General features: G+C 46.4%; 13 protein-coding genes and 1 pseudogene. 4 read left to right on the forward strand and 10 right to left on the reverse strand.

What is annotated here, in order from left to right; genetic code table 11:
• Positions 1 to 106 precede the first annotated feature (106 nt).
• Together HMPREF3139_RS08665 and dapC are read left to right on the forward strand one after the other, a co-directional pair.
• Positions 107 to 1,279, forward strand: coding sequence for an NAD(P)H-dependent flavin oxidoreductase (locus HMPREF3139_RS08665; RefSeq protein ID WP_070461605.1), 1,173 nt, complete (start codon positions 107 to 109; stop codon positions 1,277 to 1,279).
• A gap of 121 nt (positions 1,280 to 1,400) precedes the next feature.
• Entirely contained in the window at positions 1,401 to 2,588 is a 1,188-nt protein-coding gene (gene dapC, locus HMPREF3139_RS08670; RefSeq protein WP_070461606.1) for a succinyldiaminopimelate transaminase, read from the forward strand.
• 63 nt (positions 2,589 to 2,651) lie between these two features.
• On the opposite strand, the gene HMPREF3139_RS08675 is transcribed toward dapC, so the two are convergent.
• The 7 genes and pseudogenes from HMPREF3139_RS08675 to HMPREF3139_RS08705 all read right to left on the reverse strand — a co-directional run bounded on the left by HMPREF3139_RS08675 (position 2,652) and on the right by HMPREF3139_RS08705 (position 6,982).
• Positions 2,652 to 2,822 carry a rubredoxin gene (locus HMPREF3139_RS08675; protein WP_003747315.1) on the reverse strand — a complete coding sequence of 57 codons (171 nt, stop codon included), beginning with the start codon at positions 2,820 to 2,822 and terminating at the stop codon, positions 2,652 to 2,654.
• An 86-nt stretch (positions 2,823 to 2,908) separates the two neighbouring features.
• Positions 2,909 to 3,998, reverse strand: a pseudogene (locus HMPREF3139_RS08680) (acyl-CoA dehydrogenase family protein).
• A 128-nt stretch (positions 3,999 to 4,126) separates the two neighbouring features.
• Positions 4,127 to 4,675: a carboxymuconolactone decarboxylase family protein gene (locus HMPREF3139_RS08685; protein ID WP_003685141.1), complete on the reverse strand. Its 549-nt coding sequence runs from the start codon at positions 4,673 to 4,675 to the stop codon at positions 4,127 to 4,129.
• Between the two features lie 150 nt (positions 4,676 to 4,825).
• On the reverse strand, positions 4,826 to 5,248 hold the full coding sequence (locus tag HMPREF3139_RS08690) for a YidB family protein (RefSeq protein WP_070461607.1): 423 nt from the start codon (positions 5,246 to 5,248) through the stop codon (positions 4,826 to 4,828).
• Between the two features lie 163 nt (positions 5,249 to 5,411).
• On the reverse strand, positions 5,412 to 5,867 hold the full coding sequence (gene ruvX, locus HMPREF3139_RS08695) for a Holliday junction resolvase RuvX (RefSeq protein ID WP_070461608.1): 456 nt from the start codon (positions 5,865 to 5,867) through the stop codon (positions 5,412 to 5,414).
• Positions 5,860 to 6,408 (reverse strand): YqgE/AlgH family protein, encoded by a 549-nt coding sequence (locus HMPREF3139_RS08700; protein WP_049322876.1) that lies wholly within the window; start codon positions 6,406 to 6,408, stop codon positions 5,860 to 5,862. The genes ruvX and HMPREF3139_RS08700 overlap by 8 nt, the downstream gene beginning before the upstream one ends.
• Positions 6,409 to 6,436: 28 nt before the next feature.
• On the reverse strand, positions 6,437 to 6,982 hold the full coding sequence (locus tag HMPREF3139_RS08705) for a CreA family protein (protein ID WP_049328632.1): 546 nt from the start codon (positions 6,980 to 6,982) through the stop codon (positions 6,437 to 6,439).
• A gap of 173 nt (positions 6,983 to 7,155) precedes the next feature.
• Here HMPREF3139_RS08705 and HMPREF3139_RS08710 point away from each other — a divergent pair, with 173 nt between their 5' ends.
• Both HMPREF3139_RS08710 and HMPREF3139_RS08715 read left to right on the forward strand, forming a co-directional pair.
• Positions 7,156 to 9,021 carry a murein hydrolase activator EnvC family protein gene (locus tag HMPREF3139_RS08710; protein WP_070461609.1) on the forward strand — a complete coding sequence of 622 codons (1,866 nt, stop codon included), beginning with the start codon at positions 7,156 to 7,158 and terminating at the stop codon, positions 9,019 to 9,021.
• Between the two features lie 215 nt (positions 9,022 to 9,236).
• The gene (locus tag HMPREF3139_RS08715) at positions 9,237 to 10,709 is read left to right on the forward strand and encodes a S41 family peptidase (protein ID WP_070461610.1); all 1,473 of its coding nucleotides are present in this window, start codon (positions 9,237 to 9,239) and stop codon (positions 10,707 to 10,709) included.
• A gap of 69 nt (positions 10,710 to 10,778) precedes the next feature.
• Here HMPREF3139_RS08715 and HMPREF3139_RS08720 read toward each other — a convergent pair whose 3' ends face one another.
• The 3 genes from HMPREF3139_RS08720 to HMPREF3139_RS08730 are packed head-to-tail and all read right to left on the reverse strand — an operon-like array spanning position 10,779 to position 14,842.
• Entirely contained in the window at positions 10,779 to 12,665 is a 1,887-nt protein-coding gene (locus tag HMPREF3139_RS08720) for a Z1 domain-containing protein (protein WP_070461611.1), read from the reverse strand.
• A complete protein-coding gene (locus tag HMPREF3139_RS08725) occupies positions 12,666 to 13,721 on the reverse strand; it encodes a restriction endonuclease PLD domain-containing protein (protein WP_070461612.1) in 1,056 nt (351 codons plus the stop codon).
• Positions 13,718 to 14,842, reverse strand: coding sequence for a DNA cytosine methyltransferase (locus tag HMPREF3139_RS08730; RefSeq protein ID WP_070461613.1), 1,125 nt, complete (start codon positions 14,840 to 14,842; stop codon positions 13,718 to 13,720). The genes HMPREF3139_RS08725 and HMPREF3139_RS08730 overlap by 4 nt, the downstream gene beginning before the upstream one ends.
• Between the last annotated feature and the right edge of the window lie 95 nt (positions 14,843 to 14,937).

The raw sequence follows: 14,937 nt of genomic DNA on the forward strand, positions 1-14,937 counted from the left end.
AAAACGGCGGCGAAAAACACACTTATTTATATACACATCAGTCCGTTATCCAATCCATTTCATAGGATTTCAGACGGTACCATCCAGAATCTATGAAGGAGCATCCATGCAAAACAACTTTGACCCATTGATTATCCGTGGCAAATCACTGATTCCCGTTGTACAAGGCGGTATGGGTGTAGGCGTTTCCGCATCAAAACTCTCCAGCGCGGTTGCGCGCGAAAACGGCGTAGGTACCATCGCCAGCGTCGATTTGCGCCACTTGCACGAAGATTTGCTGGCCGAATCAAAAATCGATTCCAGCGAAGAAAAATACACCCGCCTCAACTGCATCGCGCTTGACCGTGAAATCAAAAAAGCCAAAGCCGATTCAGAAGGCAAGGGCATGATTGCCGTCAACGTCATGAAAGCCGTCAAAGACCATGCCGCCTACGTCCGTCAGGCCTGTGAATCCGGTGCAGACGAGATTGTGATGGGCGCAGGTTTGCCTTTGGATCTGCCGGAAATGGCCGAGGGCTATCACAAAGATGTCGCCCTTTTCCCTATCTTGTCCGAATCACGCGGTATCAATATCGTTTTGAAACGTTGGATGAAAAAAGGCGTTTTGCCCGATGCCATCGTTATCGAACACCCTGCCCACGCAGCCGGCCACTTGGGTGCGGCAACCGTTGACGGCGTGAACGATGCCAAATTCGAGTTCAAACGCGTCATTGAAGAGACATTTGAAGTATTCAAAAACTTAGGTTTGGAAAGCGAAAAAATTCCGTTGGTACTCGCCGGCGGTATGGCAAACTTTGAAAAAGTCAAAACAGCCTTGAAAAACTGGGGCGCATCCGCCGTCCAAATCGGTACCGCATTTGCCGTAACCGAAGAAGGCGATGCCCACATCAACTTCAAAAAAACGCTCGCCGGTGCAGAAACCGAAAAAGTGGTTGAATTCATGTCTGTTGCCGGCTTGCCTGCACGCGGCGTGCGCACCAAATTCCTCGACAGCTACATCAAACGCGAAGCCAAATTGCAAGCCAACGCCAAAAACGATCCGCGCCGTTGCACCCAAGGCCTGAACTGCCTGACCAGCTGCGGCTTGCGCGACGGTTTGGCCAAAGCCGGTCAATTCTGTATTGACATCCAACTTTCCGCCGCATTCCGTGGTGAAGTCGATAAAGGCCTGTTTTTCCGCGGTAAAGACCCGCTGCCTTTTGGCAATGCCATCCGTACGGTTCAAGAAACCATTCAATATCTCTTGAACGGTTCCCTACCCGTCATCCCTGCCAAATAAACGTATCAACACTCAAAAGGCCGTCTGAAAAACATTCAACCCTGTTTTCAGACGGCCTTTTTGTCCCAATCCATCTAAAAAATGCTAAGATTATCGCCTGAATTTATCCAGCAGAAACATCATGAATCCATTATTGAACCACCTCAAACCCTATCCTTTTGCCCGCTTGCGTGAAGCCATGCAAGGCATTGACGCACCCGCAGGCGTAACCCCCATCCATCTGCAAATCGGCGAGCCGAAACACCCGACGCCCAAAGTCATCACCGATGCACTGACCGCCTCCCTGCACGAATTGGAAAAATATCCGCTGACCGCAGGCCTGCCCGAACTGCGCCAAGCCTGCGCCGAATGGGTTGCCCGCCGTTATGATGGTTTAAGCCTCAATCCCGACAATGAAATCCTGCCCGTATTGGGCAGCCGGGAAGCATTGTTTTCCTTTATCCAAACCGTTTTGAATCCGGCTTCAGACGACCCCAAACCGGTCGTTATCAGTCCCAATCCTTTCTATCAAATTTACGAAGGCGCGACTATATTGGGCGGCGGCGAAATCCATTTTGCCAACTGCCCGGCACCCAGCTTCAACCCCGATTGGAGCAGCCTGCCCGAAGACGTGTGGCAGCGTACCAAAGTCCTGATTGTCTGCTCGCCCAACAACCCGAGCGGCAGCGTCCTGCAATTAGAAGACTGGAAAGAAATTTTTGATTTGCAAGACAAATACGGCTTCGTTATTGCCTCTGACGAATGCTATTCCGAAATTTATTTTGACGACGACAAACCGATCGGCGGCTTACAGGCTGCGGCGCAATTAGGTCGCGGAACGCACAACATCGTGATGTTTACCAGCCTGTCCAAACGCTCCAATGTCCCCGGTTTGCGTTCCGGCTTTGTCGCAGGCGATGCCGAGTTGCTCAAAAACTTCCTGCTCTACCGCACCTACCACGGCAGCGCGATGAGCATTCCTGTCCAACGTGCCAGCATTGCCGCTTGGAACGACGAAGAACACGTCATTGCCAACCGCCGCCTCTACCAAGAAAAATTCGACCGCGTCATTCCGATTTTGCAACAGGTATTCGATGTCAAACTGCCTGACGCATCGTTCTACATTTGGCTGAAAGTTCCCGACGGCGACGACTTGGCATTCACGCGCAACCTGTGGCAGAAAGCCGCCATCCAAGTGTTGCCCGGCCGCTTCCTTGCCCGCGATACCGAGCAAGGCAATCCGGGCGAAGGCTACGTCCGCATCGCTTTGGTTGCCGACGTGGAAAGCTGTGTCAAAGCGGCTGAAACCATTGTTTCGCTCTACCCCTGACGATTAAGCAAACAAAGGCCGTCTGAAACTTCAGACGGCCTTTTTATTAAATAATCGGATAATTTATATGGTGAAGTCCAGAAGGTAGAAATCTTCTTTACCTACGCCGCATTCAGGGCATTTCCAGTCGTCGGGGATGTCTTCGAACTTGGTACCTGCCGGCAGGCCGTGTTCGGGGTCGCCGACATCTTCATCATAAATCCAGCCGCAAGGGCCGCACATATATTGAGCCATTTGGTGTTCCTTCCATTTTGAAAGACCGTCTGAAACCATATTTCAGACGGCCTTTCGTGTGTCTTATTGTTGATATTTTGAATTTATTACGCTGCTTCCAAAACGGCGATTTCTTTGCGCAGGTGTTTGATGGCCGGTGTTACGATGGCGACGAACATGGCCTCGCCGAACGCGGCGTTGCGCTGGGCTGCGCATCAGATAACCTTTCGCGCCTGCATGCAATGCGGCAGATTGAGTGGCGTTCAATGCCAATACGGCAGCCGCTTCACGCAGTTTCAAGGTTGCCAACGTATCGGGTTTATTGTTCCACGCATCATCGGCAAGACGTTCGGTTTCCGCCCATGCGCCGTCCAAAGCGGCTTTCAATTCATCGTAACTGTGGTCGAGGTAAGCGTTCACTTCTGCGTTCACCACATTGGCCATGCGGATAATGCCGAGCGCACCGTCAATCACACCGGCGCCGATACCCATTTGCAGCAAGATGAAACCGGCTTTAATAGTTGGAATATAAGACTGGAACTGCTCAGGCGAAGCAATCACATCTTCATCGGGAATAAACACATCTTTAAAATTCAGGCTGTAAGTGCGCGTGCCTTCCAAACCGCAGAACTCAGGGCAATCTTGCAGGGTAACACCTTCCCATTGACCGCCGGTGATGAACATCACATAGCTGTCGCCAATTTGGGCGGTATTTGCCCAAATGTGGTCTTCGCCGATATTGGATACCCAAGGCAAAGCGCCGTTGACTTTGTAGCCGCCTTCGACGCGCTCGGCTTGCAGGTTGTGTTTTTCAATGCCGGCAAGGTGTTTGACAGTATTGGACATGCCCGTACCGGCCAAGACTTTGCCCTGCAGAATATCGGCAAAATATTTGTCTTTGACCGCTTGGTTGGGAGATTGATGCAGATACCACGCGCAAGCCGCCTGACACCATGCGCTGAACGAAGTCGCGCCGCATTCTTTACCGATTTCGCGCAATACGGCGATTTGCGTTGCCAAACCTAAACCGTTACCGCCCTCTTCAACCGTACCGGTCGCGGCAAAACCGCCGATTTTGCCCAATTCCAGCATAAATTCTTTTGGGTACAGGCCTTTGCGGTCGATGTCGTCCACTAATGGTTTCAGCTTGCTTTTAACGAGTGCGGCAACATTGTTCAGTAAAGCTTCGCGTGTCATGATTTTTTCCTCTGAATAAGGTTTGAAGCGTAGATGGTTCTACTTATGAATTATTCTTGGCAACAAGGATATCCCTTGCTTTTTGCTAAAAGGCCGTCTGAATTTTCAGACGGCCTTTTTTGATGAGATTAGGCAAATGCCTGCAATTCAGGGTTGATTTCAGTTTTGGCAAGGTTGTTGACGTAGTTGCACAAGGTTGCCAAAGCAACGCCCATGACGACTTCAACGGCTTGCTGTTGGTTGTAGCCTGCATCGAAGAAAGCTTTCAGCTCGTCGTCGGATACCGCGCCTTTTTTCGCCATAACGGCTTGGGTGAATGTTGCCAAAGCACCCAGTTTGGCATCATCAAACTCGCCTGCAGCCAACGCGCGTGCAGCTTTGATGGATTGTTCAGACAGCAGTTTTTTCAGGGTAGCCAGTTTGGTGTGGCCGGCAACGCAGAAACCGCATTCGTTGGTACGGGCGGCGATGATTTGGACAACTTCAACTTCGCCGTCAGTCAGGCTGTTGGCCGCATTCAGCTTGCCAACTTCTTGATAAAACGCCAAAGCTTCAGGCGCATTGGCCAAAACGCCGATCAGGTTAGGAATAAAGCCATTGTTTTTCAATACGGCTTCAATGCGTGGTTTAGCAGCTTCAGGAGCGGTTTCAACTGTGTGTATGGTCAAGCGGGACATGTGTATAACCTTCTTATCTGGTGAAATGAAGCGACCATCATAAGCCATCCGCCTCCATCAGAAAAAGACTTATTGGTTATTTACCGCAAACCAAAAGTTATAAGGCCGTCTGAACGGATTCAGACGGCCTTATCATAAGGATTCAACTCATTATTTCATAAAGTTTTTCAGCAGCATAGAAGCGATGTCGTCCAAGCCGAAGCCATCCGCATCTTGAGCCGTGCCGTTAGGCGTCGCTTTATCGACCAAGTCTGGCAACACTTTAGCCAACAAATCGCCTGCTTGGCCGGCATCCACGCCGAATTTTTGCGCGATTTGGTTTACGGTATCGCTGCCCAAGGCATTTTGCAGGTCGCTGCCGGATACAGGCAGGTTGCTGGATTGGTTGGATACCCAGCTGCTCAAGGCATCGCCCAAACCGCCTTGTTGCAGTTGGTTGATCAGGTTGCCCACGCCGCCATGCTGTTTAACCAAATCCATCGCCATATCGGTCAGAGAACCTTGTGCGCCGTTTCCGCTGTTGCCACCCAACATTTGGGTAGCCGCATTCAAAAGATTGTCCATGAGTGCCATGACTTTTTCCTTGTATTTGTGTCTAAAAAAGAAAACGGAGTGTAGCAAAATTTGCACTGAAAAAAATCAGGCTTAACCAAACTAAACTTCTTTTATCCCAAAGCCGTAACAAAACAAAGGCCGTCTGAAACCAAGTTTCAGACGGCCTTTATAAGGAATAATGCTATTCTTCGCGGCCATTGAAATACTCGGCCGCGCCACCTTCAAAAAACCCTTGCAAAATCGCCTGCGCCGCTACTTGGTCAAGTACGGATTTTTGTTTTCGGCCGAATACTTGGGCTTCAGCAAGCAGGCTTTCCGCGTATAGGGAAGACATCCTTTCGTCCACCCAATAAACCGGCAAATTAAAACGTCCGTGCAAACGGCGGCCAAACTTGCGGCTCAAACGGGTCAGCTCATGTTCCGTACCGTCGGTATGCGTCGGCAGGCCGACCACAAAATACTTGGGTTGCCATTCTTTGACCATCTTGGCAATGGCCTCAAATTTCTCATCATTGCTGTTGCCGGTTACCGTCGCCAGCGGATGAGTCATACCCAACTCAGCATCGCCCTGCGCCACGCCGATACGCGCCTCGCCGAAGTCAAAGGCCAAAACCGTGCCTTTGGGTGCATCAGGCATGACCGACTCCTGAAACCAAGGCGTTCGGATTGACACCCAATTTTTCAAAAGCGGCGGCATAACGAAGCTCGTAAGGCACATCAAAAAGAATATGCTCGTCCGCAGGGACGGTCAGCCAAACATTTTCTGCCAGCTCGCGCTCCAACTGCCCTTTGCCCCATTTTGAATAACCAATGCTGATCAAAGCCTTGTCCACCGCACCTTCTTTAGACAAGTTTTCAATCACATCGCGCGAAGAAGTCAGCGCGACGTTATCGGTTACCACCATACTGTTTTGCCAGCGGCCGATCGGCGTATGCACGACATAGCCGCGCTCAATCTGAACCGGCCCACCCATCATCACGTTTTCATGTTGCAGGCGCAACGGGATATTGCGGTCGGCGGCGGCGAAAATCATGTCCATGGTAATCGGCGAAGGTTTGTTGATGATGATGCCCAGCGCACCTTCTTCATCGTGTTCGCACACATAAATGACCGTATCCGTAAAAAACGGATCATCCATATGAGGCATGGCAATCAGGAAATGGTTGGCTAAATTCATATTCTTTTAATCTATTAAGCTGATTTTATTATTTTTGTCCATCGGCAACCGGCGCGTCCACCACGCACGCACCGTAAACCGCGCCGCCTGCCGGTACCGGCGTATCGGTTTTCGCATGGGCAAAACACGATACCGCGCTCAAAGAGTTCTTCGGCGAACCTTGAACGATTTTATCGCTGTATACCAAATAAGCAAAAGACTTACGTTTCGGATCGTAGTAGCGGATAATCTGCTGGCTCTTAAATGCTATGCTGGCACTGCGTTTGAACACTTGTCGCGGTTTCAAAACCGCAGCCTCGTTATAACGGATGACTTCCGCACTTTGCACGCAGGAAACCGATGCGTCGCTGGCATCTTCTTCCAGATTGACCGTTTCTTTCAAACCGCCTTTTTTCGCGTACGAAATATAACAGGCAACCCCTTGCACATCAGGATCGTCAAAACCTTCCACTTCAATACGGTCGTTTTTACCTAGCATATGAAACACCGTACTGGCGCGTCCGATTTTATCGGTATTGTCACCGCAAGCCGCCAAAACCATGGCACCCAACACTACTAATAAATATTTTTTCATAATATCCTGTCGATGCAGACTGTCAGTTTCCAGGCAGACTAAACCCCGTCCGCCTACTCTATCGTTACTATATAAGACCGTTCGTCCATATTGCAACCCGATATTATTTTCAGACGGCCTGACAGACAGTATAATCCGTCCTATTGTTCCTACTTTGATAGCAAGATCGAACCATGCGTTACAAACCCCTCATTCTCGCCCTGTTGCTCAGTTTCTCCCTGCCAACCTATGCTGCCAAAGACGCGCCGAAAGAAAAAGCGGCCGCCGTAAAAAAAGCTGCGCTCGTAAAAAAAGAGAAAGAAGCAACTAAGGCAGATGTCAAAAAAGAAACCTCAAAAAAACAAGCGGTAAAAGAAAAAGAGGAAGACAAAAAAGCGGTTAGAGCCAAAGCTGCCAAAGAGAAGGAAACCGCCGACAAAAACGAACGCGCTTCAGCCAAAAACAAAACGGCTAAAGCCGCCGAAGCCACTGCCGACAATAAAAAGTCCAGCCGCAAAGCCGAAGAGCCTAAAGAAACGGAAAAAGACAAAAAAGCCGCAGCCGCAAAATCCGGCAAGGCCAAAGAACAAGACAAGAAACCTGTTGAAGATAAAAAAGACAGCAAAGCCAAAGAGCAAAACAAAAAAGCGGTTGAGGATAAAAAAGACAGCAAAAAAACCAAAGAGCCCGGAAAAAAAGCAGCCGAAGACAAAAAGGCCGAAGCCAAAGAACCTGCAAAAAAAGCTGTTGACGACAAAAAAGACGCTAAAAAAGACACAAAAGCCAAAGAGCAAAACAAAAAAGCCGAGCCTAAAGTTGAGCCTAAAGCTGCTTCTTCAGCCGACAACGATTTCAAAGCAGCCGTAACTGCCGCCGCCAACGATATGGAAACCAAAAAATCCTTTGCCAAACGCAACGAGGGTTTCATTATCCATGTCAATGCCACGCTCAAACAGCTGCAACAAACACGCAACAACCTCTCCGGCATCAACCGCAAACAACGCGACGCATGGGAAAAATTCCAAAAACTCAATGCCGATGCCAACCAGTTGAAAGCCGAAGTTTCCAACACGCGCGCCCAAATTTCGCGTTTTGTGTCTGGCAACTATAAAAACAGCCAGCCCAATGCGGTTGCCCTCTTCCTGAAAAACGCCGATGCCGGTCAAAAAACCCGCTTCCTGCGTTACACGCGTTATATCAACAACGCCAACGACCAAGTCATGAGAGACTTGGAAAAACAACAGAAAGAGCTGGCCGCGCAAGAGCAAAAAATCAACAATGAATTGGCTTACCTGAAAAAACTGCAAGCCAATATCCAAGCTTCTTTGCGTCAACAAGGCGTAACCAATACCGCCGAACAAGCCGAAAGCCGCCGTCAAAACGCGCAAATGGCCAAAGAAGCGCAAAAGAAAATCAACCACAGAGAAAACGAACAACGCCTCAACAATCTCTTGAAAGATTTGGAAAAACGCAAAGCCGAGCAACGCAAAGCCGAAGCCGAAGCACGTAAAAAAGCCGCCGAAGCCCGCTTGGCCGCTGCCGAAAAAGCCCGCAAAGAGCAGGCTGCCGCCCAACAAAAAGCCGAAGCCGAACGCGCCGCCATGTCCACGCTGACTGACGAAGACATGAAACTGCAAGCCCCGAACACCCAAGGCTTTACCGTCAGCAACGCCAACAGCTTCAGCCGTATGCAAGGCCGTCTGAAAAAACCGGTCAACGGCACACTGGCAGGCCTATTCGGTCAAGACCGCGGCGATGGCGAAGTTTGGAAAGGCGTGTTCTACAATACCGTTCCTACTCCGGTCAGCAGCATTGCCTCAGGCACGGTTACTTTTGCCGGCGAACTTGAAGGCTACGGCAAAGTAGTCGTCCTCGACCACGGCGACGGCTATGTCAGCATTTACTCCGGCCTGAACGAAATCGACATCGCCCAAAACTACGCCGTCAATGCCGGCAGCAAGATTGGCACCAGCGGCACTTTGCCGTCGGGCGAAACCGGCCTTTACCTTGAAGTCCGCTACAACGGACAAGTCATGAATCCGCTTTCATGGATTAACTGATGTTTCAGACGGCCTGAGTGGGCTTTCCCCTTCAGGCCGCCTGAATTTTCATCATAAACTACAATAAAACACGATTTTCACGCCTGTTCAGCACATTAAACAACAAACTTTTACCTTAAACTTATTGTTCCAAGCGTTTAAATCACATAAAGTCAACGGGTTCAGAGAAAACAAAAACCACTTTGCTTACCGTACACAAAAAGAAAGTCAAACGAATGTCAACAAAATCCACTTTGAAAAAAGTTGCAATCTACACTCTCGGCGCATTTAGCGGCATCGCCCTCAGCCTGAGTGTACAAAGTTTTGCCGCCGAAAAAGACAAAAAAGATAACGAGGCCCTGCCCGTGCAGACCATCCGCACCATGGCAGAAGTGTACGGCCAAATCAAAGCCAACTATTACCAAGACAAACCCGATGCCGAGCTCTTTGAAGGCGCAATGAAAGGCATGGTGTCCGATCTCGATCCGCATTCCGAGTATATGGACAAAAAAGGCTATGCCGAAATGAAAGAATCTACCAGCGGCGAATTCGGCGGTCTGGGCATGGAAATCGGACAAGAAGACGGCTTCGTCAAAGTCGTTGCCCCGATTGAAGACACACCTGCAGAACGCGCAGGCGTGAAAAGCGGCGACTTTATCGTCAAAATCGACAATACCTCTACGCGCGGCCTGACCGTCAGCGAAGCCGTCAAAAAAATGCGCGGCAAACCGGGTACCAAAATCACCCTGACCCTTTCACGCAAAAATGCCGACAAACCCATCGTCATCAACCTGACCCGCGCCATCATCAAAGTCAAAAGCGTGCGCCATCATCTGCTTGAAAAAGACTACGGCTACATCCGCGTCTCCCAATTCCAAGAGCGCACCGTTGCCGCGCTTAACGAAGCCGCACAAGCCCTTGTCAAAGAAAACAAAGGCCCGCTCAAAGGCATCATCCTCGACTTGCGCGACGACCCGGGCGGCCTGCTCAACGGTGCAGTCGGCGTATCCGCAGCCTTCCTGCAGCCTGACGTAACTGTTGTCAGCACCAAAGGCCGCAACAAAAAAGAAGGCATGGTGCTCAAAGCAACTGCCGAAGACTACATCACCACCAGCGGCAAAGACCCGTTGGCCGGATTGCCTGCCGAGCTGAAAACCATTCCTATGACCGTCCTGATTAACGCAGGCTCGGCCTCCGCTTCCGAAATCGTTGCCGGCGCATTACAAGACCACAAACGCGCCGTTGTCGTCGGCACACAAAGTTTCGGCAAGGGCTCAGTGCAAACCCTGATTCCGCTTTCCGGCGGCAGCGCAGTCAAACTGACCACCGCCCTTTACTACACGCCAAACGACCGCTCGATTCAAGCACAAGGCATTGTTCCTGACGTTGAAGTCAAAGACAAAGACCGCGCCTTTGAAAGCCGCGAAGCCGATTTGGTCGGCCATATCGGCAATCCGTTGGGCGGCCAAGACGTCAACAGCAGCACTGAAACGCCTGCCAACTCAGAAACCAAAGCCGATAAAGACAAGTCCAAAAAAGACAAAGACGAAGACATCTCCAGCCGCCGCATTCCAAATCCGGCCAAAGACGATCAGCTGCGTAAAGCCTTGGACTTGGTGAAAAATCCAGCCGAATGGCAAAAATCTTTGGGTTTGGCAGCGAAAAAACCTGCGCCGAAAAAAGATGCAGATAAAGACAGTAAAAAATAAACCTGTTATTTCTCAATAAAAAAGGTCGTCTGAAAACGATATGATTGTTTTCAGACGACCTTTTCTATGTTATTTCACTCCCCAATACACCAGTCCCTTATATGGCAACTTAATATTAGGCAACCAAAAATCTTCTCCCTGCCAACCTTTGTCTTTATTTCCTACTACTTGATAAAGTGTAAGGAATAAATCATTAGGATATTTTTCTCCTAATTTACGGTCGTCTTCCGAAAGCATTGTGCCAGTTGCTCGAGAAAGTTTACGTCCGGTTTTGATCAAAATATAGGTTTTAAAACTTGGACGTTGTGCCTTTAATGCTTCTACACCAGCAATAAATTTTTCCTTATCCCAGTCATCAGGTACATAATTACCAAGCTCATCTAAAATCAAGAATAGATCTTCTATGTCTATTTGATACAAATCAGATTGTACCTTATCTATCAAAACAGATGGAAGAATACCGTTTATAGCCAACAAGTTATTCTCATTCGGACGAAGTGGAAAGTAATTTACACCACCAACCATTTGATTGATACTATCAGCTTTTAATACATTCTTTCTGGTCGGATTGATGTTTTTCGGGTAAATAACCTGAATATTGCCATCTGATTTTTTTGCCTGCTCAATAATCAGATTATTTGCTTGATTGAGTTGTACAAAGAAGTAATAGACATCAAACGGAATATAAAGTCGTAATAATGATTTATCACGGTCATATCCAAAAATACGCGAATGTTGCCAGAAAGTATCTGCATTCGGTTTTTTGGCTGTGCGACTATAATAAACCGTTTGTAGTTTTGGAATAGTTAAGCCTCGTCCAATCACATTCCCACCAATAATAATATTAAAGCCTCTTTCTAAATCAAAATCTGATTCTGTCTGCGAGTTGACGACGAGAGTATAAATTTGCTTGTTTTCTAAAAGTTCTGTTAGTTTTTCATAAATTTCCTCAAAATGATGAATATCAGGCTTAGTCTTTTGTAAATCCAAATAGCCTTCTTTAAAGCTGTCCACAAAATTCTCCCCGCTATTAATCGCTTGTACCAAATCATTCAAAAAGGCTTGGATTTTTTGAGAAAAGGCCTGATGATCTTGGATTTTATAACTTGGATGTAAAGCAAAATTACAATTGGTTTTACCGCATAAAGCAAACTCTGCACAAGTAAGCAGAAAACTGTGCAATGCCTGTTTTACCCCTTCGGCAATTTCACCACTTGCATCTTTCATATCGTCCAATTCACTGTCAATAAAGCGAACGATATAGCTTGGAGGATCAGAGAAGACAAAGTTGCCACCGATGTATTTTTCACCAGCTTCAAAGAAATGGATAAATTCAGGTTGCCAATCAGATTCTTCATGTTGCAATAAAAGCGATTGAGGCGTGGCGGTCAACTGAATAAATAGGCTTTGACAACAGGAATTCTTAATGTCATTTAGCAGTTTATTGATAGTACTGGCATCTTTATCCGGCTTATCAGCATTAGTATTTAGGCTGGCAGCATCGGCTTCATCGTCCACAATAACCAAAGGATAGCCTTTCAGACTACTTTGACTGGCAAACAAATTACGCCAACGTTTCAATACACGGGCATTCTTTTTAATCACAACCAAAATAGGATTATTTGCCTTCATTACCTGCGTAAAACTACTGTCATCATTCTCAGATAATATAATAAATTTATCCAATGATGTTTTTGCTCGTTTTAATGTTTGTTGCTGTAAATCTACGCTATCGGTTGTCAAATAAATAAACAGCTTAAAATCACAATCAGCCAAAACACTCAATATACCCAATACTTGAGCGGTTTTACCACTTTGGACATTGCCTAACAGCAAAATGTTTTGGACGTTCTTCTGTTCAATTTGAGATAGTTTTTCCATAAAACCATCAACAGTCTTTTTAACAGAATTAGCCAACTCAGGCAGTGTTAATTGGTTCAGATAAGTTTGCAACATCTAGTTTTTCCCCTTGAATGAAAGCAACCAAACATCTGGATCATCGGTTGAGCGGAATTCAACGTGATCATTGCCGTATTGATGCAAGGTTTCAGGCGTAACAGGCTCACCTGATTTTAGACATCCTGAAATTTCCAAACGCCCCTTTATCCATTTACCCAATGTTTTTAGATCATCTTCTGAACGTAGATTTTCCGTAGATAATCGACTACCCTTATTTTTTGAACTGGAATAGCAAGAAAAAGACCAACCGTCATCAGTAATAATCTTTACTGTTCTATTTGTAGGGTAACCCTCTTGACGGACGATTTGAATAGGGACAATTAATTCAACTTCATACCAAGAACGAAGTTGCCATGGTTTCTTAGGATTTTTTCCTTTGCCAAAAAAACAATTTAGATTACTTTTTGGCTCTGTCTTTACAGGGATTAAAAAATGATATTGCGCTGTTTGTCTAAAAAGTTCAGAAACTTTATTTGCATCAATTTTCTCCACACCAATACAATTTTCCAAATAAACATTGTGCGGTGCAAAAATAGTCGGTTCACTTGCCTGATTAATAGGTTTCCCTAAAAACTTGATAATCCGTCGGATACCTGAATGTAAATCAGATGCCGTCTGAAAATCATCCAAATGCACCATGGTTTCGTAAGTGCGTTCGGTGTTATCCCAAAAACACGTTAAATTTGCAGAACCAATCAAGCCATTAATTTGTTCTTGATGCTTGAATGAGTACATTTTTCCGTGAAATTTAACAAATGGCGAAACGTATACTTGCCCACGTTTCTCAGCTTGTAAAAAAGCATTCAATCTGCACAAACTACGGTATTGTGGTTGGGAAAATCCTTCCAAATAGTGCATTCCGACCAATAATTCTACTGTTCTGATACTTGTCTTTTGTTCCAAAATACGTTGTAATTCAATAACAGCATCATTGGATACATAACCTGTTGCCATTAAAACTTCATCAGCATCTAAAAATAGATCCATCCAAACATCATTTAGCTTTTTCTGCGTTATTTGAGCAGGGTAGAAATTAGAAAAAACCGTATTCATCGTTTCCCTCCTCGAATTTTGCTTAATCGGTCATGAAATAAAACTTCTTTTTCTGCAACCAATTTCTCATGCAAATCTACTTTCTCATAGTTACCTGAAAAAATCGGTAAAATGCTTTTTGCCAGTTCAACCACGCCCTGGGGAGGAACCGCATTGCCAATCTGGCGACGTACTTCCGTCGTTGAGCCAACAAACTCAAAATCATCAGGAAAACTTTGAAGCCTTGCTCGTTCTCTATTAGTAAAAGCACGTGGTTCAGGGAAGTGATAGCCCCAAGTTCCACCGCCACCTGCTGCAATAATTGTTTTTGATGGCTCGCTACGATGCATACGACGATAAACGTGGCTAATCATACCTTTCACATATAAAGGATGATCTTTAGGAATATCGGTAAAATTTCCACCTTCAGGAATTAATTCCAACATACGGCGTGTTTTATCACTAATTTTTAGTAATTCATTATTACTAACATTTTGTGGAATATTAGATATCGCTTGACCAGCAGTTACATATGGTTTTAAGCCATTTTCGCCAGTTTCATTGTGCGTCGGTTCTGGATGATGAAAATCAAATCCTGTATCCAAACGTACTCCGACAATCAGCACACGTTCACGAAATTGAGGTACGCCAAACTCTGCAAAGTTATATAGCTTTGCCTGAACGTAATAACCGCAATTTTCAAAATCGGTAATAATTTGCTGGATGGCTTTTTTCTTGTTGGCAGTCAACAAACCTTTTACGTTCTCAGCAACAAAGACTTTTGGTTTTTTTGCATTTACAAAACGTAAAAAGCTTTTATAAAGATTGCCACGCTCACCCTCTAGGCCCGGCTGTTTCCAAATCATGGAAAAATCTTGGCAAGGGAATCCGCCTAAAATGATGTCGCAATCGGGAATAGTTGGATCGTTAGGATCTATTTGTTCAATATCGCCTTCTACGATGACATCGCCGATATTTTTACGGAAACTTTCGCAAGCCCAATGGGAAAAATCGTTTGCCCAAACAGTTTCATAACCAGCTTGGTGAAAACCCAAATCTAAACCTCCACATCCTGAAAATAGAGATAGAATTCTGGGTTTATTGTCAGAAGAATTAAAATTTGCGATTTGTTTAGATAACATAGGATTTCACTCCTATGCATAGATTTGATAAAAAACCTTGAAGGGATTTTAATAGAGAACTAGGCAAGGCAAGGCAAGGCAAGGCAAGGCAAGGC

This window comes from Neisseria sp. HMSC15G01 (assembly GCF_001808255.1).
Taxonomy (GTDB): Bacteria; Pseudomonadota; Gammaproteobacteria; order Burkholderiales; family Neisseriaceae; genus Neisseria; species Neisseria subflava_A.

Bases quoted from the DNA above. Each gene is read 5' to 3' on its own strand.
- dapC (WP_070461606.1), top strand. From the start codon at position 1,401: ATGAATCCATTATTGAACCACCTCAAACCCTATCCTTTTGCCCGCTTG.
- HMPREF3139_RS08675 (WP_003747315.1), bottom strand. From the start codon at position 2,822: ATGGCTCAATATATGTGCGGCCCTTGCGGCTGGATTTATGATGAAGAT.
- HMPREF3139_RS08665 (WP_070461605.1), top strand. From the start codon at position 107: ATGCAAAACAACTTTGACCCATTGATTATCCGTGGCAAATCACTGATT.
- HMPREF3139_RS08720 (WP_070461611.1), bottom strand. From the start codon at position 12,665: ATGTTGCAAACTTATCTGAACCAATTAACACTGCCTGAGTTGGCTAAT.
- HMPREF3139_RS08700 (WP_049322876.1), bottom strand. From the start codon at position 6,408: ATGAATTTAGCCAACCATTTCCTGATTGCCATGCCTCATATGGATGAT.
- ruvX (WP_070461608.1), bottom strand. From the start codon at position 5,867: ATGCCTGATGCACCCAAAGGCACGGTTTTGGCCTTTGACTTCGGCGAG.
- HMPREF3139_RS08725 (WP_070461612.1), bottom strand. From the start codon at position 13,721: ATGAATACGGTTTTTTCTAATTTCTACCCTGCTCAAATAACGCAGAAA.
- HMPREF3139_RS08685 (WP_003685141.1), bottom strand. From the start codon at position 4,675: ATGTCCCGCTTGACCATACACACAGTTGAAACCGCTCCTGAAGCTGCT.
- HMPREF3139_RS08690 (WP_070461607.1), bottom strand. From the start codon at position 5,248: ATGGCACTCATGGACAATCTTTTGAATGCGGCTACCCAAATGTTGGGT.
- HMPREF3139_RS08730 (WP_070461613.1), bottom strand. From the start codon at position 14,842: ATGTTATCTAAACAAATCGCAAATTTTAATTCTTCTGACAATAAACCC.
- HMPREF3139_RS08715 (WP_070461610.1), top strand. From the start codon at position 9,237: ATGTCAACAAAATCCACTTTGAAAAAAGTTGCAATCTACACTCTCGGC.
- HMPREF3139_RS08710 (WP_070461609.1), top strand. From the start codon at position 7,156: ATGCGTTACAAACCCCTCATTCTCGCCCTGTTGCTCAGTTTCTCCCTG.
- HMPREF3139_RS08705 (WP_049328632.1), bottom strand. From the start codon at position 6,982: ATGAAAAAATATTTATTAGTAGTGTTGGGTGCCATGGTTTTGGCGGCT.